Consider the following 21,817-nt stretch of genomic DNA (forward strand, 5'->3'; position numbering starts at 1 on the left):
TAATCTTGGTTCATAAAATTGTTTCATGTGAAACATTTTTATCACAAATATCGTAGAATATTAAAACCGACTTTATGAAAAACTTTTTAAGAAACTTATTAGCTATAATTATTGGTGTAGTAGTCGGTAGTCTAGTTAATCTATTAATCATAGTAATTGGAAAAACTATCATTCAACCACCAGAAGGAGTAGATGTAACCAATCTTGCAAGTCTTCAAGAAAATATTGACCTACTAGAAAATAAGCATTTTATTTTTCCTTTATTGGCTCATGCATTAGGAACTTTAGTAGGAGCTTTAATTGCAGTTTTTATTTCGGCTTCTAGTAGAATGTATGTTTGCTTAATAGTAGGTATTGTTTTTTTAGTTGGTGGATTTATTAGTTTAGCAAATATTCCTGCACCTTTATGGTTTACTTATAGCGATATTTTTGGTGCTTATATTCCAATGGCTTTTATAGCTTATGCAATTTTTAATTCTAGAAATACTACTACACAAGTTGCTTGATAGATTTATAGAGCCAAGATTTTAGACTTTATTATTAAAAGAAGCTAGTTCTTATTATAACTAGGAATGCTTAATCAATATCTTGATTCTAATATCTACTAATCTTTATTCTTTTACAATGTTCCACATGAAACATTCAGAGTATTGGTATAATAAGCAACTATGTATTGTTGATGTTTTTCTATGTAGTGTATATAAATAAGTCTTGTATCTAAAATCTAAAAGTCTTGAATCTATTTATAACTCACAAATTAATCAACATGTTTATAACACTACTGTTAATTACTGTTGATATATGCTATCTCACTCCGAACTTGTTCCGAAATTCGGAACGGAATCTATTTAAATATAAAAACTGAAATAAACTCAACATTTAACAAAGTTGATTTTACTTATTGCTAATTTACTATCTTTGCATCAATGTTTTCTCAATACGATGTAATTGTAGTTGGTGCAGGTCATGCTGGTTGCGAAGCTGCTGTGGCTGCAGCCAAAATGGGTAGTAAGGTACTACTCATTACTATGAATATGCAAACTATTGCACAAATGTCTTGTAATCCAGCAATGGGTGGTGTAGCTAAAGGTCAAATTCTTAGAGAAATTGATGCCATGGGTGGTTATTCTGGTATTGTATCAGATAAAACTATGATACAATTTAGAATGCTCAATAAGTCTAAAGGACCAGCTATGTGGAGTCCAAGAACACAAAATGATAGAATGCTGTTTCATTTAGAGTGGCGTAAAATGCTAGAAGAAACACCCAATATCGATTTTTGGCAAGAAATGGTAAATGGTATCATTGTAGAAGACAATAAAGTAGTTGGTATTACTACAGGAATGGGTTTAGAAATTAGAGCGAAAGCAGTAGTTTTAACGAATGGAACTTTTCTAAATGGCATCATTCATATTGGCGAAAAACAATTTGGTGGAGGTAGAGCAGGAGAGAAAGCAGCTAAAGGAATTACAGAACAACTACAAAACTTAGGTTTTGAAAGTGGTAGAATGAAAACAGGTACACCACCAAGAATTGATGGTAGAAGTTTGAATTACGATAAAATGGAAATTCAACAAGGCGATGAAGATATTGTTGGCTTTTCATTTAAGAATATAGAGAAACCAAAAGAACAAAGACATTGTTGGATTACTTATACTAATACAGAAGTTCATGAGCTGTTAAAAACAGGTTTTGACCAATCTCCGATGTTTCAAGGTAGAATACAAGGACTTGGACCAAGATATTGTCCTTCTATCGAAGATAAAATAAACCGTTTTGCAGATAAAGATAGACACCAAATTTTTGTTGAACCAGAAGGTTGGAATACGGTAGAAATTTATGTCAATGGTTTTTCTACTTCCTTACCAGAAGAAGTACAATACAAAGCACTTACTAAAATTCCTGGTTTTGAACAAGTAAAAATGTTTCGTCCAGGATATGCCATAGAATACGATTATTTTCCACCAACACAACTCAATCTAACACTAGAAACGAAACTCATTAAAAACCTATTTTTTGCTGGACAAATAAACGGAACTACTGGTTACGAAGAAGCTGCAAGTCAAGGTATGATTGCTGGAATGAATGCTCATTTAGCTATTCAAGAAAAAGAACCATTTGTGTTAAAACGCTCAGAAGCTTATATTGGTGTGTTGATAGATGATTTGGTAAACAAAGGTACTGATGAACCTTATAGAATGTTTACTTCTAGAGCTGAGTTTAGAATTCTATTAAGACAAGATAATGCAGATATTCGTTTAACAGAAATGTCTTATCGTTTAGGTTTTGCAGAAAAAGAAAGATTCGATAGAGTACAAGAAAAGCTAAAAGCAATAGACCAAATCAAATATACATTAGAAGATTTTAGTGTAGATGGCACTCAAATAGATGCTTATTTAGAATCTAAAGAAAGTGCACCGTTACAACAAAAACAAAAAATAGATAAGGTAATTGCCCGACCAAATGTTCACTTAAAAGAGTTGTTGCATCATTTACCTGAGCTACAAGAAGCATTTAATACTTTTGGTGACGAATGTTTAGAACAAGCAGAGTTAGCAATTAAGTACGATGGATATCTGAAAAAAGAACAAGAACAAGTTAAAAAAATGGATAAATTGGAAAATATCAAAATGCGTTCAGACTTTAATTATTTTGATTTACCATCTTTATCTATAGAAGCAAAACAAAAACTAAGCAAAATTAAACCAATTAATCTAGGTCAAGCTTCTAGAATTAGTGGTGTTTCTCCAGCAGATATTGCTGTTTTAATGGTATATTTAGGAAGATAAATGATAAATAGCGTCAAAAAACGACATACAAAAATTTTAATAAGCACATTATTAATAGTGTTCTTTTTTGCTAAATGTGCAGTTATTACTTCGCCAACTGGTGGAGAAAGAGACAAAACACCACCAGAGTTATTAACAGAAATACCAGCTAATAAAACAACCAACTTTAATACGCATCAAATACATTTACAATTTAACGAGTTTGTGCAAGTCAATAATCAACAAAATATCATTGTTTCTCCAAAATTGCAAAATAAACCAAAAATAGAAGTAAAGAAAAACGACATCTATATCTCATTTAAAGATACATTGATACCAAACACGACTTATTCTGTTTTTTTTGGAGATAATATTGTAGATGTAAATGAAAGCAATCCGTTTCCAAATTATACTTTCGTTTTTTCAACAGGCGATTTTATAGATTCATTAGAATTAAAAACCAAAATAGATTTTACAGAAACTAGTATTCCAGATAATTCGTATTTATTGTTGTATAAAGATTTAAACGATTCTGCTTTTTTAAAAGAAGCTCCTTTTTATTTATCAAAAATTGAAAAAGATGGAAGTGCTATCATTCAGCATTTAAAACAAGGTACTTATAAAGTATATGCATTAACCGATTTAAATAACAACTATTACTACGATTTACCTAACGAAAATATTGCTTTTTTAGATTCAGCAATTACAATAGATTCCAATGTAAGCAACATCAAATTAGAATTGTTTACACCAGAACCAAATCAACTTAAAGTATTGCAAACAGATAAAAGTATTGTCAACAATCAATTCAATATTTCGTGGAATAAAAATATATCACCAACAAAAGACCAAATAGCCATTCAGGTATTTCCAGATACGATGATTAATGCCATTGCTTTTCCAAATGGTGAAAAAACAAGTAAAGTCTATTTTCCAAATCTTAGTCAAGATACAGGTCGCATAGGTTTAAAAGTGTTTCACAACAAACAATTAATAGATTCAACTATAAATTTAAGTATCAATAACAAAAAAGAGTTGCTTACTATTTTTAATGATTCTACAATTTATAAAGTTTTTGAAGGATCTGCTTTAAAACTCAAAAGCAATTCTTTTTCTATTTTCAATATCGATTCATCAAAAGTACAATTGTTAGATTCTACTAAGACATCAATTCCTTTTACAATAGAAAAAGACAACGATTGGCAGTCATATCATATAAAAGCACAGTGGCAAGACAACATGAACTATCAATTAGTCTTAGCAGATTCATTTTTGGTAGATTTTGGTCAAAACTATACAAAAATGCAAAAAATTTCCATTTTAGGTCAATCAGTTAAAAAAGCAGGTAACTTATTGATTAACATTGAGTTACAAGAAGAATCACTATATTTAATCGCAAATTTAAAAGATAATCAAGGCAAAGTATTAGATCAACATTTTTTACGCGATTCTCAGACGCTTCAAATCAACTATAAAATGTTACCAGCAGGTCAATATTTTGTAGAAATTATAAAAGACGATAATGACAATGGAATTTGGAACAGCGGAAACTTTGAATTAAAAACATTACCAGAAAAAAAATATAAATCTCAAGCAATTATAATAAAAGAAAATTGGGATAGCGAAGAAACCATAAAAGTAGATTTTAATCAAAAAACAGAATCTACAAATATTAAAAATACAGATACAAAAATACAAAAAGGTTTAGAAGAAAATACGAACGAAATTTTAAATAAAACTACTTCACCAAAAACAAAAGGCGGTCTTCAAAAGTAAATTTCTTGCTTTGGGATTTTTTATTTGTCTAAAATAAAGTCTAAAAATCTAAACAAAAAAATTTTTAATACTTACTACAAACAATCTTACTACTAGAAAAATGACCGTTCACTCAAAATTTCGTCCGTTCACACATTTAATTGGCTTTTTTCAAAATACTGTAATACATTTACAGAAAATATAATATTATGAAAACAATAAAATTAACAACACTAAGCGTAATCTTGTTATTAGCTATTACGCTTATTTCATCATGTAAAAAAGACAAAACAATAGTAACAGAAAATCCATTTACTACTTTATTTAATGATGATGTATTAAGTGACTCAACTTTAAATTATGATTTTATTAATTATGGAGTTTTTGAATTTGGCTTTGAGTTTAGTGTTACTAAAAATGGAAAAGTAACTCAGTTGGGTGTTAAAAGTCCAGATGCTGGAGATATAAGAGCAACACTATGGGATTTAACCGATACTTCTATTATAGCACAAACAACAGTAACTGTTGTAGCAAATACTATGAAGTTTAATAATTTGGCTACAGCAGTAGAATTATCTACTTCAAAAAAATATGCCATTACTATGTTATCTAATGATTGGTTTCGAAAAAAGAGAACAAGCTCTGCAGATTATCCATATCCAATAACGAAAGGAAATGTAAAAATACAAAAATATGCATGGGTGGGTTCTTCATTTGGGACGGATGCAGTATATCCTACTATGTACGAAACAGATTATTTAGCAGGAATTGTTGATTTTACTTACGAAACAGAAGAATAAATAAAACATCTTCTTCATAAAACAATTAGTTTAAAATGTCCCAAAGTAGTTTTCTCTGCTTTGGGATTTTTTTATTTGTCTAAAAGTAAATGTCTAAAAATCTTGGCACTTGTTTCTAAAAATCTATGTATTTTTAAAAAATGGAAACCAAAGAAGAGCACATTATTAATAAGTTTAGAGAAATGGTAGCTAAACGATATAATTTCGATGGCTTACAAAAAAGGTTTACCTTACCTCCAAGTATTACACCAGAAATAGTTGAAGAAATTAAAAATTATTTTTTAACTACTATATATCCACCAGCAGACGAAAGAAAAAAACTAGAAGCTGCTTTTGCTAATCTAGCAGACTATGTTCGGTCGCCTAAAAAAATATGGAATCTCTTTGGAGATATGACTCGAGCTATTTTTAAATTTGGTAGTCAGTTTTTAAAAGCATTAAAAGCAGGTATGGACTCACTAAATTCTTTTGTTGGTGCTAAAAATTTTGAAAAATCAATGGTAGACATTGCGAATAAGCAAGCTATAACACCACCAATTTCCGATGAAGAATTTGAAGAATGCATGTATCGTTTACCAAGAGAAGAAATTGAAAAATTCATCAACGATGTGAAAAGTTTATTCGGTGCAATGGTAAATACTAAACTATTACAAAAAACACTCGATATATTAGATCATGTTATACAAACCATGGAGAAAAAACCACATGTTTTTCCAAAAGAAGATGTAGAAGGCATAAAATTAGGAAAGTCGCTATTAAAAAGTGGTTATAATATCTTTTCCAAGTACGATGAACCAACCAAAACAGCAATAGTCGATTTTATTTATAAAAACGAAATGTGGTTTGTTGACGATGTTTACAAACGAAAAGAAGGACAGTAATACTTCTCGTCATTGCGAAATTTTGAGAGGAACGAACAAAATTGTGGCAATCTCAAACTATAAACTGCTATAAAGTAGATTACCTGTCTACCGACAGGTAGATATTGCAGTCTTGATTTTTTGCTACTTTTGTATCAAGACAAAAGTAGATGATACTAAACTTAGAAGCAGTAATTCATCTAAAATTTCAATTAGTATTTTAAAGGTTTGGCAAAATCTATAATTTAGACTAATTAACAAATATTCATAAATATAGTTTGGCAACACAGCAAACAACGCAGTATATTTATACAATGGCTAAAAAAGTGATTTATACCGATGAAGCTCCAGAACCAATAGGACCATATTCTCAAGCTATTGTAGCAAATGGCATGTTATTTGTTTCTGGTCAAGTTGCAATTGATGCATTCTCTGGTGTAGTAGTAAGAGATAGTATTGAAGCAGAAACAAAACAAGTGATGCAAAACATTGGTCATATCTTACAAGCTAATGATATGGATTATAGTCATATTATAAAAACAACTATTTTTTTAAAGGATATGCATGATTTTCCTAAAATGAATGAAGTTTACGGAAGCTATTTTTCAAATCAACCACCAGCTAGAGAAACTGTAGAAGTAAGTTGTTTACCAAAAAATGTAAGCGTAGAAATATCTTGCATTGCTATAAAATAAATTATTATGAAATATATTTACATACTTGTTTTTTTGTTTGGATTTAACTTTGGAGCTTTAGCTCAAAAAAACAATCAATATTGTTCTCAAGCAAAAGATTCTGCAAAAGCAGATATGCTTAGTGACACCAATGCAATAAAATTTTATATTGATGGAAAATATAATGCAATGAATGCTTATTTGGAAGTCAAAATAGGAAACAATTTTTATGAAAAAAACTTAGTAAAAATAAACGAAAATAAAACCACACCAGAGTATAGAAAATGCTACAATGATGCTGTTCAAAAAAAACTAGACTCTTTATATGACACTAACTTTTTTGCTAATGCAGAAAAAATAATGAAAGAGTACGATCAACAAGGTAAAGGTTATAGAAGGGCAATGTTTCCAAATGGCGACCAAGCAATGAATGTTTTTGTTGCTAAAAATGTAAAGCTACCAAACAACTGTAAACCAGATGATGGCTCTGATAAAATCTCTGTTTATTATTATATAGAAGTTAGTGATATTGGAAAAGTATCTATAGTTCAATTGGTGAAATCTAATTGTAAAGCAGCAGAACAACCAGTTGCAGATGCTATTAGTAAACTACCAGAATTTATTAATGCAACAAAAGCAGGTCAGCCACAAACTACCAATTTAATTATTCCTTTTGTAAAATAATAATATAACTTATAATATATCGCTCGTCATTCCGTAATTTTGAGGAACGAAAAATATACGGAATCTGTTTTTGCAAAAAAACCATTTTGAATACGCAATGTTTAATTATTTATGCAATTTGATTTACAATTACCATTTCAACCAGCAGGCGACCAGCCAGCAGCAATCAATCAATTGTATAATGGTTTAATTAATAATGAAAAAGAACAAGTATTATTAGGTGTAACTGGCTCTGGAAAAACTTTTACTATTGCCAATGTAATTCAACAAATACAAAAACCAACATTGGTTTTAACACACAACAAAACACTAGTGGCTCAGTTATATGCAGAGTTCAAATCTTTTTTTCCAAACAACAAAGTAGAATATTTTGTGTCGTACTACGATTATTATCAACCAGAAGCATATGTACCAGCAACCAATACTTATATAGAAAAGGATTTATCTATCAACCAAGAAATTGAAAAACTTAGATTAAGTACTACTTCTTCACTAATGAGTGGACGAAGAGATGTTATTGTAGTGGCTTCGGTTTCTTGTATTTATGGCTTGGGAAATCCAGAAGCTTATAAAAATCAAATAATAAAACTACAAGTTGGGCAAACCATTTCTAGAAATACATTTTTATTTGATTTAGTTTCTATTTTATATGAAAGAACTACAGATGAATTCAACAGAGGTAACTTTAGAGTAATTGGTGATACGGTAGAAATATTTTTACCATATACCGATTTTGGTTATCGTATTACATTTTGGGGTGATGATATTGAAACCATAGAATCTTTTAATCCAGAGAATGGTTTAACTATCGAAAAAAGAGACAATGTATTAATATATCCAGCAAGTATATATTTAGCACCAAAAGATATGTTGCCAACCATCATCAACGAAATTCAAGATGAATTACAAGAACACATAAAATATTTTCAAAGCATAAATAGGTTTGAAGAAGCTGCTCGATTAGAAGAAAAAACCAACTTCGATTTAGAGATGATTAGAGAGTTAGGTTATTGTAGTGGTATAGAAAATTATTCGAGATTTTTTGATAGACGACATGCTGGTGATAGACCATTCTGTTTGCTAGATTATTTTCCAGACGATTTTTTATTAGTAGTAGATGAAAGCCATGTAAGCATTCCGCAAGTAGCAGGAATGAGTGGAGGCGATAAAAGTAGAAAGCAAAATTTGGTAGAATATGGTTTTCGTTTGCCATCAGCTTTAGATAATAGACCTTTAAATTTTCATGAGTTTGAATCATTAATTAACCAAGCAATTTTTGTAAGTGCTACGCCAGGCGATTATGAGCTGAGTAAAACAGAAGGCGAATTTGTAGAACAAGTCGTGCGTCCAACAGGTTTGTTAGATCCACCAATTGTTATTCGTCCAAGCATCAACCAAATTGATGATTTAATACATGAAATTCATGAACGCATAAAAAAAGAGGAAAGAGTTTTGGTTACAACACTTACCAAAAGAATGGCAGAAGAGTTATCTAAATATTTTAAAGAAATTAATATAAAAGCTAAATATATACATAGTGATGTTGATACTATGGAAAGAGTAGAAATTATTAAAGCACTACGAATTGGTGATTTTGATGTATTGATAGGTGTAAATTTACTACGAGAAGGTTTGGACATTCCTGAAGTAAGTTTGGTGGCAATTTTAGATGCAGACAAAGAAGGGTTTTTACGCAATACTAGATCGTTGACACAAACGGCTGGTAGAGCTGCAAGAAATGCTAATGGTATGGTTATTTTTTATGCAGATACCATTACCAAAAGTATGCAACAAACCATTGATGAAACCAACAGAAGAAGAGAAAAACAAATAGCATATAATATAGCACACAATATTACACCTAGAACAGTTTTTAAGAGTAAAGAAGAAATTATTAGTGGTGCTTCTATTTTAGACATTAGAGAAAAACCAATACAAGAAGAAAAAATAAAACAAACAGCTGCGGAACCTACGATAGAATATTTATCTAAACCAGAAATTGAAAAGAAGGTTGCCGAACTAAAAAGACAAATGCAAAAGGCAAGTAAGCAAATGGACTTCATGGAAGCTGCTCGACTTCGAGATGAAATGTTTGAATGGCAGAAGAAGATAGAATGAAAATAGAAACGACTTTTGAAATAAAAGAGAAAATTAGTTTTTTAAGAAGAACTAAAGAATATTTTTTACAATATAATTTTATAATATTAGATGAAGACACAATAAAAAACACAATTTCTTTTAAAAAAGGTAGTGTGTTTAAAAATGCATTTGTAACAAATCCATTAAACCTACAAAGTCAGATAGATATATCATTACAAAACATGACAGCAAATATAGTATACAACCTCAATACACAACAAGTCATTACTTCGCCAAAAGATATAGCTGTTTGGAATACTTTAATTGAAAATTATAAAACATATGTGCTTCACTATAAAAATGAAGCAGAAATATTAGAAGAGAAAATAAAAGACACAAAAAAACAAACCAATCAAATAATACTATATATTGTAATTATTAGTTTTATATGTAGTATTCCTATTTCTTTTATTGCTGTTAAAACAGGATTTATAATTATGCCAATTGAAATAATAATATTGTTTGCAGTTTTTTATTATGTAAAGAAAAATAAATAAAAAAGTCCTACAAAAAACTGTAGGACTTCATGAAAAAAACTAGTGTTTTGTTTTTAGTTCAAAACAATGTTTTTTGTTATGGTTTTAATGTTAATGGATTAATATAGTTTTCACTAGGTGTCCAGTCTTCGTTGGCTAATCTAAATGTATTGGTAGATACAGTTATTTTATCACTATCATAAATTACACGACCTTCTCCAACTTTTATAAACGCATTAGTTGTGTTTTTAATTTCTTTGGTAGATAGTAAAGAGTAATACAAGTCTTCAATATCATCGCTATTGCTAGATTTTTTACCAGAAAACATAAACAAAAATTGTTGAATATCTGTAGTGTCTCCATCAGTATTTATCTTAAAATTATTTACTATAGAATAAACAGTAAAATAATCGCCTTCGCCAGAAGTATAAGAGAGTTCATTGCTTGAAACACTAATGGTATTCTTTTTTTGAAAATATACTTCTCTTTTATTATTATCTTGACTTTCAAATTTTATTTTATCAGGCACAAAGACATGTCCAATTACATCTCCACTAATGTTCGAGTTTTTTAATTTGTTTGGAGAAATAATATATATACCATTTATTGTTGTTGGAGAATTGCCTTCGTAAATTGGCATTCCTAGGTCTTTTAATACTTGAAAAAGAGAATCTGGAATTTGACTAGTTACTTGTTCAGGAATTCCTGAAGTTGTAATGTTATCTTCTTTTTTACATTGAGTTGTAAATAGCATAAAGAGTGCTAATACAAAAAAAGAAATGCTAAGTTTTTTCATGATGTTTAATTTTAAAATGTGAAATAATTAATTATAACATCAAATTTATAGTAAGTAACAAGTACATAAAAAGACAAAAGAAGACTAAAAATATAGCTTTAGAGTAGAAAAGCATCAATATATTTATACTGATAATCAATCGTTTATATGTCAAAATAAGTATTGCTTTAGAAATAAAAAAGAGCAACTTTAAATATATAAAATTGCTCTTTAATATAAAGGTTGATTGTGTTTAATTTAATGTCCAAATATCATTAGTAATATTACCATTAGCCAATCCGCCAATAATTAATAATTGGTTATTAAATAGTACTGCTTGAAAATCTCTTCTAGCACCATAACTTGTAGTTATAACATTTTGTATCCAGTTTTTTCCATCGGTAGATTTATAAATTTCATCGGTTATACTTCCACCATCTTTTTGACCACCAATAACATAAATAGAGTTATTATATACTACGGATTCAAAACTATAACGACTAACAAAAGTGCTATCACTATTTTCGGTTTCGTTTGTCCAAAAATTTCCATCGGTTGTAGACCAAACATCATTATAATAGTTTCCATCAGAATATCCGCTAATTAAAAATAATTTATTATTATATACTACTAACTTATTATGTAGTCTGTTGCTAAAAGTATCACTACTTATTGTATGTTGCACCCAAGTAATACCATCAGTTGTAGACCAAACATCGTTTAAACCAGTAACAGAACTATTGTTTGTTCCTCCAACAACCCACATTTGGTTATTGTAAACAGTTGCTCCGAAAAAGTGTCTGGCAGAAAAAATACTAGATGTAGTTACTTCATTCCAAGTAATACCATCAGAAGAGTTCCAAATTTTATTTCTAGATCTTGCACCTTCTAAAAATCCACCAATCAACCACATTTTATTGTTAAAAGTTAATAAAGCACCACCAGCCACAGGTAAAAATTGAGTGTGACCATCGGCTAATACTTCATTCCAAGTAATGCCATCAGTAGAAGACCATACAGCATTATCATGCGTATAGCCATCGGCGAGTTCTCCACCAACTAACCAAATTTTGTTGTTAAAAACTGTCGTTCTGTGCCATCTTCTTGCAGAAAAAATATTACCAGAAGTTGTTGTTTGGGAAAAGCTAAGCGTATCTGGACTAAGCACTGTTGGTGTTGGTTCTGGCGTTGGAGTAGGCGTATTGTCTTCTTCTTTATTGCAAGAAATGATGCTTATCATAGCTAAAATAATAAGACTTACTACTAAATTCATTTTAAGATTTTTCATATACTATATTTTTATTGATATTAGTTATAATCAAAAATCTTAAAAAATAAAGTGTCTAATTTTCTATATAGGTAAGTGATTTACTTTTTTTAATAAATGTCCTTGGTTTATTGATAAGTGCTTTTTCTATAATGTAATACTAGAAGAAGAGACTATTGTTTTTTCTTATTAAAATATTGATAAATGGTTTTATTGTGTAGTTTGGCAGTCATCCACCAATCAATTTGAAAATATTTTAAGAAGTTTTTTTGTAGTGGATTTTTTAGCATTTCTAGTATTTCTGCTTGATAATTGGCTATTACTTTAGCTTTTTCTTTAGATGTTTCTACTAATGAATATTCTTCTAGCATATCTAAAACTTTATTTTCTATTTGATATAATTTATTATCTCTATACAATTTTTTCTTAATGTTGTAATATTCATTTTCATTGAAAATAGATTGTTTTAATTCTATCAAAATAATTTGTCTAATAATAAAACCATAGCTTTCTAAATCTTTAGAGTGTTTTAGATACTTGTCGTTTAAAAGTAAATTGATATAAGTCAATGCATTTTCAAAATCATCTAAATAAATATAAGTTAAAACAATATCATTGCAAATAGTAAGTAGCGTATCTCTTCTATCTTTAAAATAATTATTATATACAAATATAAATTCTGGAAGTATATTTTTTATTTCATCAAAATGAAATAAATCTATGCTCAGATTTCTATCTACATACATTAATTCAAATCGCTTAACGCGAACAAAAGTATCATCGTTAATTTTTGAAAGCGTTTTTTGCAAAGTTGTTTTTACTTCGTCAAACTTTTCAAATTGATTGGTATTCTGCATTCTTCGTATTAGGTTTGCCATTATTTTAACAAAGTCTTTCAAATTATATGTAGCATAATCTTTATTCTGTTTTAATAGTTCATATTGAATAAGTGTTTCTTTGTATGCTTTTTCAACATCTGAAGACATTAGCCAAACTTGATTTCTTATAAAGTAAAATAGTAATTTGGAACGAATAGTTATGGCTGCTTCTTCTTTAGATAGCCAATCTTTTTCTAATACAAAATTTTTTATTTCTTTATTTTCTTCTTTTCGTATATATAATATTTCTTTATTTCTTTTTAAATCAAAAGATAAATTTTTTAGATGCTCATATATTCTAATATTTTCTAATTGTTCTAGTACTTTTTTATACTCATTATTTAAATTGACTCTTTCTTGTTCGTCGTCTTTATTGTAAGAAAGGATACCATTATATAATTGGAAGTATTGACTATAAAATTCAAGAGCTTCATATTTTAAAATATTATCTTTAAGTTTTGAAAGTCGTTTGCTTGCTGTATTAATAATTTTTCTATCGATTAAAAATCGTATTTGATTAATTTCTATATCAAAAGATGCAGCAAGACTATCTCCTGTTTGGTTTGTAGTAAAAGTATTTATAATTAAATCGAAAAGATATTTTTTAGCTTGTGGCAGTCTATCTATAATAGATGAATTTTTTAATTTTCTTTTTAAGTCGGTTTCACTAAATGTTTCCTGTTTGGTTAGAATATCAAAAACTAAAAAGTAGTCGTTGTCTTTCTCATTTTTTCTTTTGTAAGCAAATTTTTTAAAATAGGCCTTTTCTGTAGACGATAAACTTTGAATTAATAAATGTAACTCGTTCTTTGTTTTTTCCATGTTTTTTTATTCTAAATCAAAGAAAGTATTAATATAGTATAAAAAAAATAAAGTTTATAAAATTAATAAAACAAACTAAAGTGTAGATTTCCTATCTTTACACTATTATGAGTATAGATGCAAATATTAATAATGAGATAAAACAAGCGATGTTGGCTAAAGAAGAAGCTAAACTAAGAACGCTTAGAGCTATAAAATCTGCATTTTTGTTAGCTAAAACAGAAAAAGGTAGCGATGGAACAATTTCTGAAGACAAAGAAATTAAAGTAATTCAAAAATTATTCAATCAAAGAAAAGAGTCGTTTGATATTTTTACTAAAGAAGGAAGAGCAGAGTTAGCCGTGAAAGAAAAAGAAGAAATGGATATTTTAGAGTCGTATTTGCCAAAACAATTAAGCGATGAAGAACTTGAAACATCTGTTAAAAATATTATAGCACAAGTTGGAGCAACCTCTATGCAAGACATGGGAAAAGTAATGGGAATTGCAAGTAAACAACTAGCAGGAAAAGCAGATGGTGGTAGAATTTCTGCTATTGTAAAATCTGTTTTAGGTTAGAATAAGCATCAAATCTTAGAGTAGCGAAGAGTCTTTCAGTTTTTTATATTAAATATAATAATATATTATTTATTAATTTTAATTGCTTTTTGTATTACTACATTATTTGGAATGGTAATAGTATTGCCTTGTATAGTTTTAATATGCATAAAGAAAAAAGAAATATCTATAATAATACCTTCTATAGGAAAATCTTTGTCTTCAATTAAAATATTATCGCCAATACCTAACGGATGATTAAAATACATTATAATTCCAGAAGTAATATTTGATAAAACGGACCATTGTGCAAAAAAAGCAACACCAAGTACAGTTAAAGCAGAAGAGATAAATAAACCAATTTGATTTTTTTCGATTCCCCAAATGGCTGCTAAAAAAATAATGCCAACAACACCAGAAATCAAAGAGAATAACTTGATGGTTAGTTGTCTTCTTTCTAAGCTAAAGTGAAACTTTTTTAGTGTTTTATATATAAAATCTTTTATGTATAAATTGGAGATAATATAAAATCCAATAATTGATAAAGTAATAACAATCTTTATTTCTAACTCATTCATAGTGCAAAAGTATAACAAAATTTTACTACAAAAGGTTTCTATATCATCTAATTTAAATGTTAACTATTGTTCAAGACAAAAATTATGAAACTTGATGCTTTGTCTATATATTTCTAATTCGTAATTTGAGATAAATATGCTATACAAAACCATAGAAGTACAAAGCTTACCTGTTCCAATTAAAGTTTATGTAGAACAGAGAAATAACTCAAGAGTTGCTTTAACTCAAAAAAATATTATCATTCGATTGCCAACTCATATTAGTAATGACGAAAAAAACAAAGCCATTAAAGAACATATTGCTTGGGCAAAAGAAAAAATTGCTTCAAAAAATGTATATAAACATCAAAGCAAATCTTTAGATTTTTATCAAAATCGTACATTTACGATATACGATAAAGTATTTACTATTACACATCAATTCCATGCTAAGAAAAATCAATTAAGTTATCTTGGAGATGGTAAAATTCTTATTTATCTTCAACTTACAAACAATGAAAATCAATCAGTAAAAATTATACAGAAACTATTAATTCGTTTTGCTCAAAAATATTTCTTGCAAAAAATCATCAATAAAACACTACAATTCAATCAACAATATTTTCAAGAAGACATTCGCTCTGTAAAACTCAATTATACTATTTCAAAATGGGGAAGTTGTTCTTCCAAAAAAGACATTATGTTCTCTACAAAACTATTGTTGTTGCCAATACATATTATTGATTATGTAATTATTCATGAATTAGCACATCTAAAAGAAATGAATCACTCTGATAAATTTTGGATTTTAGTTGCTAAAGCCATGCCAGATTATCAAACCAAAGATAAATGGTTGAGCAAACATGGTAGCGAATTTGATTTTTAGCATTAATATATATAACATATCAAAAATCTAAAAAAACAGACCTAAAAGGTTTAAGTCCGAAATATTTTCAGCAATAGATGTAAATGTCTCGAAATTGCATTGCGAGGAACGAGCAATAGGCATGAAGAGACAAATTTATCATCGGTTTGCTTCACCAAAATAAAAACGAAGAAAAGCAAAATTGCCTTAAATGTTTCTTGACTCTTGCCTGCTGGCAAGCAGGTTTTGGTTCGTTTTGCATCAAGACAAAATGAACAAAACAATTTTTTAGATTTTACCTCTTGTCATAAAAACTATCAACTGTTTATTAACGAAAATAACCAGTAAGTAAAAATTAACTTTTAGTTGGTATCTTTGTCTCATGTTCCGATTTTTAGCATTCGCAATCATTCTTTTTACATTTTCTGCTTGTAAGTACAGCGATGAACCTAAAGTGTTTGACAATGAAAACATTCATTTAGAATATCCATCGTATCTCAATAAAAACAAGCAAGTATATCCACAAGAAAACAATGTAATTAGTGCTCAAAACGATTATAGAGATGTGTATTTCTTCGTAGCAGATTTAGGACAAAAACCAGGTTCAAATGGTTTTAATATTACCTTTGACAATATAACAAAACAACTATTAACTAATGTAAGAGATGCTTTGTTAGAACAAGATACTTCGTATACGCTTTCTAATGGTTTAACTACAAGACGAGCAATTATTTCTGGAATTGTAGCATCAAAAAATCAAGAAAAAAGAATGTTGTTTTTTGTAAATCTTTATGAAGACAAGCAACACAATTTGTATCAACTAACTTCTTGGATTTTTAGACATAAAAGGTCGGTTTGGGAAAATGACTTAAACAGTATTGCCAATTCCTTTTCAGTTAAATAACATGTTAGTTGTGATGATAAAACTAGTAATATTTGAAAAAGGTGCGTCATTCCGTAATTTTGAGGAACGAAAAATGTACGGAATCTATCATAGTAAAGTTTGCTGTAAAAACAGAAATAACAACAAATAATAAAATTAATTTCAAAATGTTATATAATTCTTTTCATCTTTACAAAAAAACAAATTGAGCGTAGTTAAAAAATTAGCTTCCGACACAGTTGTCTATGGTCTGAGTAGCATCATAGCAAGAGTCATTAATTTTTTGTTTGGTTTTCTAATCATCAAATTTGTAACGCAAGAAGAATTTGGTATTTATACTAATTTTTACGCTTACGCTGGATTTATTTTAATCGTACTAACGCATGGAATGGAAACCGCTTTTTTTCGTTTCATCAACAAAGAAGGAGAAAACAAACAAGTTTTTGCAACTGCTTTTTATAGTGTACTTATTGCTGTTGTGTTGTTTATATTGTTTGCTTTCGGATTTCAAAATAGCATTTCAAATTTTGTAAAAGAATCGCATTTATTTATACAGCTATTTGCTTTAATTATGTCTTTCGATGCATTGGCAGCTATTCCTTTTGCTAAGTTAAGAGCAGACAATCGACCATTACAATTTGCCTTTTTAAAAATATTAAATATTGTATTTTTTATTGGATTGTGTTTAGTTTTCTTCTATAATGTTATTAATGTTTCTACAATTACATTTGGTTGGATTGACAATACAGTATCTACAGTAAGTTATATTTTTATTGCTAATTTATTTGCAAGTTTATTAACTTTAGTTTGTTTAATACCAAAACTCAGTGCTATTAAATTTGGATTTAATCTATCACTACACAAAAAAATGTTTGTTTATGCTTTGCCAATTATGCTTATTGGTTTAGCAGGAATGGTTAATCAAATGTTAGACAGAGTGATTATGGTACATCTTTTACCTTATGATGATGTAACGAACAAAGTTCAATTAGGTATTTATGGTTTCAACTACAAATTTGCTATGATTATCAGTATGTTTTTACAAGCATATCGATATGCAGCAGAACCAATATTTTTTAAAGCAGCACAACAAGCAGATAATAAACAAGTGTATGCCAGAACGATGTTGTTTTTTGTTATTTGTGCTTGTGTTATTTTCTTGTTGATTAATCTGTTTATGCCAATTATACAACAACTGTTTTTATGGTATTCACCAAATGCCAAAGCATATTTCGTTGGAGCTAAAATTATTCCAATACTATTAGCAGCATATTTATGTTTTGGTATGTATTTTCAAATATCTACTTGGTACAAAATAAAAGACAAAACTTATATTGGTGCAATCATTGCTATAGCTGGAGCTGTAATTACTATTGTTTTAAATATTATTCTAGTACCAAAATTAGGATATATTGGAGCATCAATCACTACTTTTGTTTGTGCATTTTCTATGCTGTTAATTGGATATATTACAGAGCAAAAATATTATCCAATTCCATATAATTTAAAACGAATTGCATTGTATATTTTCACTTCATTTGCATTATATGGTTTATTTTTATTGCTCAATCAATCTTCATCACTTATAATAAGTACAGCAATTGGTTTCGTTTTATTTACTATTTATTTGTTAATGATTTATTTCTTAGAAGTAAAAACCAAATCCTCTACTTCTCTTAAAAAATCCTAACACCATACAAAAACAAGCATTATCCAATTATTTTGCTACTAAAATCATATCTTTGTTTTAACTACTGGCTGATGATTACATCAACTAGTAAAAATCAATAACGATTAGTATATGAAAGTAAAAATTGTCAATAACTCAGAAAACGATTTACCAGAATACGAAACTGATGGTTCTGCTGGCTTAGATTTAAGAGCACATCTTCAAGAACCAGTAGTATTAAAACCATTGCAAAGAGCTTTAATTCCAACAGGTTTATATTTAGAACTGCCAAACGGTTACGAAGCTCAAGTACGACCAAGAAGTGGTTTGGCTTTGAAAAAAGGACTTACTGTTTTAAATACACCAGGCACTATTGATTCTGATTATAGAGGCGAAATAAAAATCATAATGATTAATTTGTCTAACGAAACAACAATTATTAATACTGGCGAACGCATTGCTCAAATGGTAATTGCTAAATACGAAAAAATAAAATTACAAGAAGTAGACGAACTCAACGAAACAAAAAGAGGCGAAGGTGGTTTCGGACATACAGGAGTAATCTAAAAAAACAATACAATGAACATTATTATACCTATGGCAGGAAGAGGTACTCGATTAAGACCTCACACTTTAGTTACGCCAAAACCTTTAGTCAATATTGCAGGCAAACCAATTGTAGAATGGTTGGTAAAAGATTTAATTGCTATTTGTCCTGAAAAAGTAGAAAACATTGGTTTTATTATTGGCGATTTTGGCACAGCAGTAGAACAACAATTATTAGCAATTGCAGATAGTCTTGGAGCAAAAGGACATATCTTTCATCAAGAAGTAGCATTAGGAACAGCTCATGCTATTTTGTGTGCTAAAGATTTATTGCAAGGCAAAACAATAGTGGCTTTTGCAGATACTTTGTTTAGGTGCAATCAAACCATAGATACGACAAAAGATGGCGTTATCTTTGTACAAAAAGTAGCAGATCCAAAAGCATTTGGCGTAGTAAAATTAAGTAGCGATGGCTATATCACCGATTTTGTAGAAAAACCACAAACCTTTGTATCTGATTTAGCAATTATTGGTATCTATTATTTTAAAGACGGAGCATATTTAAATAGCGAATTACAATATTTAATTGATAACGAGATTAAAGAAAAAGGCGAATATCAACTAACCAATGCTATGGAAAATATGAAAAACAAAGGCAGTCAGTTTTTTCCAGGTGAAATGCAAGAGTGGCTCGATTGTGGTAACAAACAAGCAACAGTTTATACCAATCAACGAATGTTAAACATTAAAAAAGATGAATTACAAATTCCTGCTACTATAAATAATGTTAATTCTATTATAATACAACCTTGTTTTATTGGCGAAAGCGTTATTTTAGAGAATGCTGTAATTGGACCTAATGTTAGCATTGGCAATAATTCAGTAATTAAAAATAGTATTATAAATAATTCTTTGATTCAAAATAACACACATATTACCAATAAAGTTTTAAATGAAGCCATGGTTGGTATGTTTGTTAAATTAAATGCAGATGCAGAATCGTGGAGTTTAGGTGATTATTCAAGTTCTAACTAAATGACAATAATAAAAAACATAACACTTTTGATGCTTGCCATTGTTTTGGCAGTACCAAGTTTTGCGAAAGATAAAAAGAGCAAAAAAAATAAAACTACTACAACTACTGTAGAAAAAACAAAAACGCTTACAGCAAAAGAAACACTACAACAAGAAACCTTGCTTATAGACGCAATGCAAGACATGATTCTAGGTAATTATGAAGATGCTGTAGTTGGTTTTAATAGAATTTTGCAGAAAGATCCAACCAATCATACAGCAATGTACCAGTTGGCTAGAATTTATTACTTAAACCAAAATTACGATTTGGCAATTGTGTATGCAAAGCAATCAATAAAGTACGATAATAAAAACGAAAACTATTATTTATACTTAGCAGAAGCGTATAGTCAAAAAGGCAATTTTGAAGAAGCAGCTAATGTATACAAATCACTTATTGACATCAATCCAAGAGAGTATAATTACTACTACGATTTAGCTTATTTCTATGCAAAATCTGGCGATATAAAAAAAGCACTAGAAACCTACAATTTACTAGAACAAAAAATTGGTATTGATGAAGAATTGGTTTATATCAAACAGAATTTATGGCTTAAAGAAAACAAGTTAGAAGAAGCAGTAAACGATATAGAAAAACTCATCAAACAAAATCCAGATAATGAAAATTATTATTTGATGATGGGTGAATTGTACGAATCTAAAGAGTTGTACAATCAAGCATTAAGCACTTATCAAAGACTGTTAGATAGAAGTCCAGATAATGCCATGGCAATTACTTATATAGCAGAAGTATATAGAAAACAAGGCGACGAAACCAAGTATAACAATTACATTAAAAAATTATTTGAAAACAAAAACATAGACATCGATACTAAAATCATCACCTTATTGCCTTTGTTTGAAAAGTTAGATGTTGGTACAGATGAAGACAAAAAAGAAATCCAACAAATCTTGTTAGATATGTCAGAAACGCTGCTACAACTTTATCCAAATAATGTAAAAACAATTGCAACAAGAGCAGATGTATTATACAATATCGATAAAAAAGAAGAAGCACTTGCATTATACGAAAAAGCAATTAGCTACGATTCTGTTCCTAGTACCATTTGGTTGCAAACTTATATTTTATGTTCTGAATTAAATGACACACTTGGATTAGAAAAGAATTCGGCTTTAGGTATGGAAAAAAATCCAGAGAATCCATTTGGTTATTTTTACAATGCCATTGCCAATCAACAATTAAAAAATTATAGCAAAGCATACCATGCCATTCAAGCTGGTTTAAATACAGAAAAAGAAAGCAATCCATTAAACTATCAGTTAAAATTGCAAATGCTTACTACGCTTGGCGACATTGCTTACGAAGCAAAAAAGTACAACACGATGGACAGTGCTTACGAAGCAGCTTTAGAAATTGATGCTAATAATGCAACTACACTCAACAACTATGCTTATTATTTGTCTTTAAGATATGAACAACTAGAAAAAGCAGAAAAAATGAGTAGAAAAGCAAACTTACTAGAAGTAAACAATTCTGCTTTTATAGATACTTATGCTTGGATAATGTATCAGCAAAAAAATTATAAAGAAGCTTTAATTTGGATTGAAGACGCACTAGCACTTCCAAACGCTCAAAACAGAGCAGAATTGCTAGAACATTATGGCGATATTTTATTCAAATTAGGCAAAGTAGATGATGCTGTGAAACAATGGAATTCAGCTATTGACAAAGGTGGTGACAAAGCAGCACTTGAAAAGAAAATCAAAGAGAAAGACTTACCGTAGGAGCGAAGAATCGTCATCCTATGTTTGTATAAATAATTAAATT

20 protein-coding genes are annotated in these 21,817 nt (G+C 29.0%); 16 read left to right on the forward strand and 4 right to left on the reverse strand.

The genetic code is table 11. The features are described 5' to 3' along the window. The first annotated feature begins 74 nt into the window (after positions 1-74). From H6553_11985 to H6553_12025, 9 genes are all read left to right on the forward strand, one after another. Positions 75-506 (forward strand): hypothetical protein, encoded by a 432-nt coding sequence (locus H6553_11985; GenBank protein ID MCB9034550.1) that lies wholly within the window; start codon positions 75-77, stop codon positions 504-506. 420 nt (positions 507-926) lie between these two features. After that, a complete protein-coding gene (gene mnmG, locus H6553_11990) occupies positions 927-2,789 on the forward strand; it encodes a tRNA uridine-5-carboxymethylaminomethyl(34) synthesis enzyme MnmG (GenBank protein MCB9034551.1) in 1,863 nt (620 codons plus the stop codon). Continuing rightward, a complete protein-coding gene (locus H6553_11995) occupies positions 2,790-4,544 on the forward strand; it encodes an Ig-like domain-containing protein (protein ID MCB9034552.1) in 1,755 nt (584 codons plus the stop codon). It begins immediately after the preceding gene. A 188-nt stretch (positions 4,545-4,732) separates the two neighbouring features. Further along, positions 4,733-5,323, forward strand: coding sequence for a DUF4082 domain-containing protein (locus H6553_12000; GenBank protein MCB9034553.1), 591 nt, complete (start codon positions 4,733-4,735; stop codon positions 5,321-5,323). A gap of 140 nt (positions 5,324-5,463) precedes the next feature. Further along, the gene (locus H6553_12005; protein MCB9034554.1) at positions 5,464-6,204 is read left to right on the forward strand and encodes a hypothetical protein; all 741 of its coding nucleotides are present in this window, start codon (positions 5,464-5,466) and stop codon (positions 6,202-6,204) included. A 293-nt stretch (positions 6,205-6,497) separates the two neighbouring features. Then, positions 6,498-6,878 (forward strand): RidA family protein, encoded by a 381-nt coding sequence (locus tag H6553_12010; GenBank protein MCB9034555.1) that lies wholly within the window; start codon positions 6,498-6,500, stop codon positions 6,876-6,878. Between the two features lie 6 nt (positions 6,879-6,884). Then, positions 6,885-7,541: a hypothetical protein gene (locus H6553_12015; GenBank protein ID MCB9034556.1), complete on the forward strand. Its 657-nt coding sequence runs from the start codon at positions 6,885-6,887 to the stop codon at positions 7,539-7,541. A 111-nt stretch (positions 7,542-7,652) separates the two neighbouring features. Continuing rightward, entirely contained in the window at positions 7,653-9,659 is a 2,007-nt protein-coding gene (uvrB, locus tag H6553_12020) for an excinuclease ABC subunit UvrB (protein MCB9034557.1), read from the forward strand. After that, complete coding sequence (locus H6553_12025) at positions 9,638-10,177, forward strand: hypothetical protein (GenBank protein MCB9034558.1); 540 nt, start codon at positions 9,638-9,640, stop codon at positions 10,175-10,177. Before uvrB ends, H6553_12025 begins: the two co-directional genes overlap by 22 nt. A gap of 76 nt (positions 10,178-10,253) precedes the next feature. On the opposite strand, the gene H6553_12030 is transcribed toward H6553_12025, so the two are convergent. The 3 genes from H6553_12030 to H6553_12040 all read right to left on the reverse strand — a co-directional run bounded on the left by H6553_12030 (position 10,254) and on the right by H6553_12040 (position 13,898). Beyond that, positions 10,254-10,952: a hypothetical protein gene (locus tag H6553_12030; protein MCB9034559.1), complete on the reverse strand. Its 699-nt coding sequence runs from the start codon at positions 10,950-10,952 to the stop codon at positions 10,254-10,256. A gap of 232 nt (positions 10,953-11,184) precedes the next feature. Then, positions 11,185-12,219, reverse strand: coding sequence for a hypothetical protein (locus H6553_12035; protein MCB9034560.1), 1,035 nt, complete (start codon positions 12,217-12,219; stop codon positions 11,185-11,187). A gap of 152 nt (positions 12,220-12,371) precedes the next feature. Beyond that, positions 12,372-13,898 (reverse strand): hypothetical protein, encoded by a 1,527-nt coding sequence (locus tag H6553_12040; GenBank protein ID MCB9034561.1) that lies wholly within the window; start codon positions 13,896-13,898, stop codon positions 12,372-12,374. A gap of 107 nt (positions 13,899-14,005) precedes the next feature. Here H6553_12040 and H6553_12045 point away from each other — a divergent pair, with 107 nt between their 5' ends. After that, positions 14,006-14,455: a GatB/YqeY domain-containing protein gene (locus H6553_12045; protein MCB9034562.1), complete on the forward strand. Its 450-nt coding sequence runs from the start codon at positions 14,006-14,008 to the stop codon at positions 14,453-14,455. 65 nt (positions 14,456-14,520) lie between these two features. Here the strand turns inward: H6553_12045 and H6553_12050 are convergent, their stop codons facing one another. Continuing rightward, positions 14,521-15,012 carry a mechanosensitive ion channel gene (locus H6553_12050; protein MCB9034563.1) on the reverse strand — a complete coding sequence of 164 codons (492 nt, stop codon included), beginning with the start codon at positions 15,010-15,012 and terminating at the stop codon, positions 14,521-14,523. 136 nt (positions 15,013-15,148) lie between these two features. On the opposite strand from H6553_12050, the gene H6553_12055 reads away from it, so the two are divergent. The 6 genes from H6553_12055 (at position 15,149) to H6553_12080 (ending at position 21,774) form a co-directional block, all read left to right on the forward strand. Next, positions 15,149-15,877 (forward strand): M48 family metallopeptidase, encoded by a 729-nt coding sequence (locus tag H6553_12055; protein MCB9034564.1) that lies wholly within the window; start codon positions 15,149-15,151, stop codon positions 15,875-15,877. Positions 15,878-16,238: 361 nt separating this feature from the next. Beyond that, positions 16,239-16,760 carry a hypothetical protein gene (locus H6553_12060; GenBank protein ID MCB9034565.1) on the forward strand — a complete coding sequence of 174 codons (522 nt, stop codon included), beginning with the start codon at positions 16,239-16,241 and terminating at the stop codon, positions 16,758-16,760. 184 nt (positions 16,761-16,944) lie between these two features. After that, complete coding sequence (locus H6553_12065) at positions 16,945-18,429, forward strand: oligosaccharide flippase family protein (GenBank protein ID MCB9034566.1); 1,485 nt, start codon at positions 16,945-16,947, stop codon at positions 18,427-18,429. 111 nt (positions 18,430-18,540) lie between these two features. Beyond that, positions 18,541-18,975 (forward strand): dUTP diphosphatase, encoded by a 435-nt coding sequence (gene dut / locus H6553_12070; protein MCB9034567.1) that lies wholly within the window; start codon positions 18,541-18,543, stop codon positions 18,973-18,975. Positions 18,976-18,987: 12 nt separating this feature from the next. Then, complete coding sequence (locus H6553_12075; GenBank protein ID MCB9034568.1) at positions 18,988-19,989, forward strand: nucleotidyltransferase; 1,002 nt, start codon at positions 18,988-18,990, stop codon at positions 19,987-19,989. Next, positions 19,990-21,774 (forward strand): tetratricopeptide repeat protein, encoded by a 1,785-nt coding sequence (locus H6553_12080; GenBank protein MCB9034569.1) that lies wholly within the window; start codon positions 19,990-19,992, stop codon positions 21,772-21,774. Positions 21,775-21,817: the final 43 nt, after the last annotated feature.

The sequence above is a fragment of the Chitinophagales bacterium genome (genome assembly GCA_020636535.1).
In the GTDB taxonomy this organism is placed as follows: Bacteria; Bacteroidota; Bacteroidia; order Chitinophagales; family JADIYW01; genus JADJSS01.

Excerpts from the sequence above, each read along its gene's own strand:
- uvrB (MCB9034557.1), top strand. The coding sequence starts at position 7,653 with ATGCAATTTGATTTACAATTACCATTTCAACCAGCAGGCGACCAGCCA.
- H6553_12060 (MCB9034565.1), top strand. The coding sequence starts at position 16,239 with ATGTTCCGATTTTTAGCATTCGCAATCATTCTTTTTACATTTTCTGCT.
- H6553_12075 (MCB9034568.1), top strand. The coding sequence starts at position 18,988 with ATGAACATTATTATACCTATGGCAGGAAGAGGTACTCGATTAAGACCT.
- dut (MCB9034567.1), top strand. The coding sequence starts at position 18,541 with ATGAAAGTAAAAATTGTCAATAACTCAGAAAACGATTTACCAGAATAC.
- H6553_12005 (MCB9034554.1), top strand. The coding sequence starts at position 5,464 with ATGGAAACCAAAGAAGAGCACATTATTAATAAGTTTAGAGAAATGGTA.
- H6553_11985 (MCB9034550.1), top strand. The coding sequence starts at position 75 with ATGAAAAACTTTTTAAGAAACTTATTAGCTATAATTATTGGTGTAGTA.
- H6553_12010 (MCB9034555.1), top strand. The coding sequence starts at position 6,498 with ATGGCTAAAAAAGTGATTTATACCGATGAAGCTCCAGAACCAATAGGA.
- H6553_12015 (MCB9034556.1), top strand. The coding sequence starts at position 6,885 with ATGAAATATATTTACATACTTGTTTTTTTGTTTGGATTTAACTTTGGA.
- H6553_12025 (MCB9034558.1), top strand. The coding sequence starts at position 9,638 with ATGGCAGAAGAAGATAGAATGAAAATAGAAACGACTTTTGAAATAAAA.
- H6553_11995 (MCB9034552.1), top strand. The coding sequence starts at position 2,790 with ATGATAAATAGCGTCAAAAAACGACATACAAAAATTTTAATAAGCACA.
- mnmG (MCB9034551.1), top strand. The coding sequence starts at position 927 with ATGTTTTCTCAATACGATGTAATTGTAGTTGGTGCAGGTCATGCTGGT.
- H6553_12080 (MCB9034569.1), top strand. The coding sequence starts at position 19,990 with ATGACAATAATAAAAAACATAACACTTTTGATGCTTGCCATTGTTTTG.
- H6553_12035 (MCB9034560.1), bottom strand. The coding sequence starts at position 12,219 with ATGAAAAATCTTAAAATGAATTTAGTAGTAAGTCTTATTATTTTAGCT.
- H6553_12055 (MCB9034564.1), top strand. The coding sequence starts at position 15,149 with ATGCTATACAAAACCATAGAAGTACAAAGCTTACCTGTTCCAATTAAA.
- H6553_12000 (MCB9034553.1), top strand. The coding sequence starts at position 4,733 with ATGAAAACAATAAAATTAACAACACTAAGCGTAATCTTGTTATTAGCT.
- H6553_12045 (MCB9034562.1), top strand. The coding sequence starts at position 14,006 with ATGAGTATAGATGCAAATATTAATAATGAGATAAAACAAGCGATGTTG.
- H6553_12030 (MCB9034559.1), bottom strand. The coding sequence starts at position 10,952 with ATGAAAAAACTTAGCATTTCTTTTTTTGTATTAGCACTCTTTATGCTA.
- H6553_12050 (MCB9034563.1), bottom strand. The coding sequence starts at position 15,012 with ATGAATGAGTTAGAAATAAAGATTGTTATTACTTTATCAATTATTGGA.
- H6553_12040 (MCB9034561.1), bottom strand. The coding sequence starts at position 13,898 with ATGGAAAAAACAAAGAACGAGTTACATTTATTAATTCAAAGTTTATCG.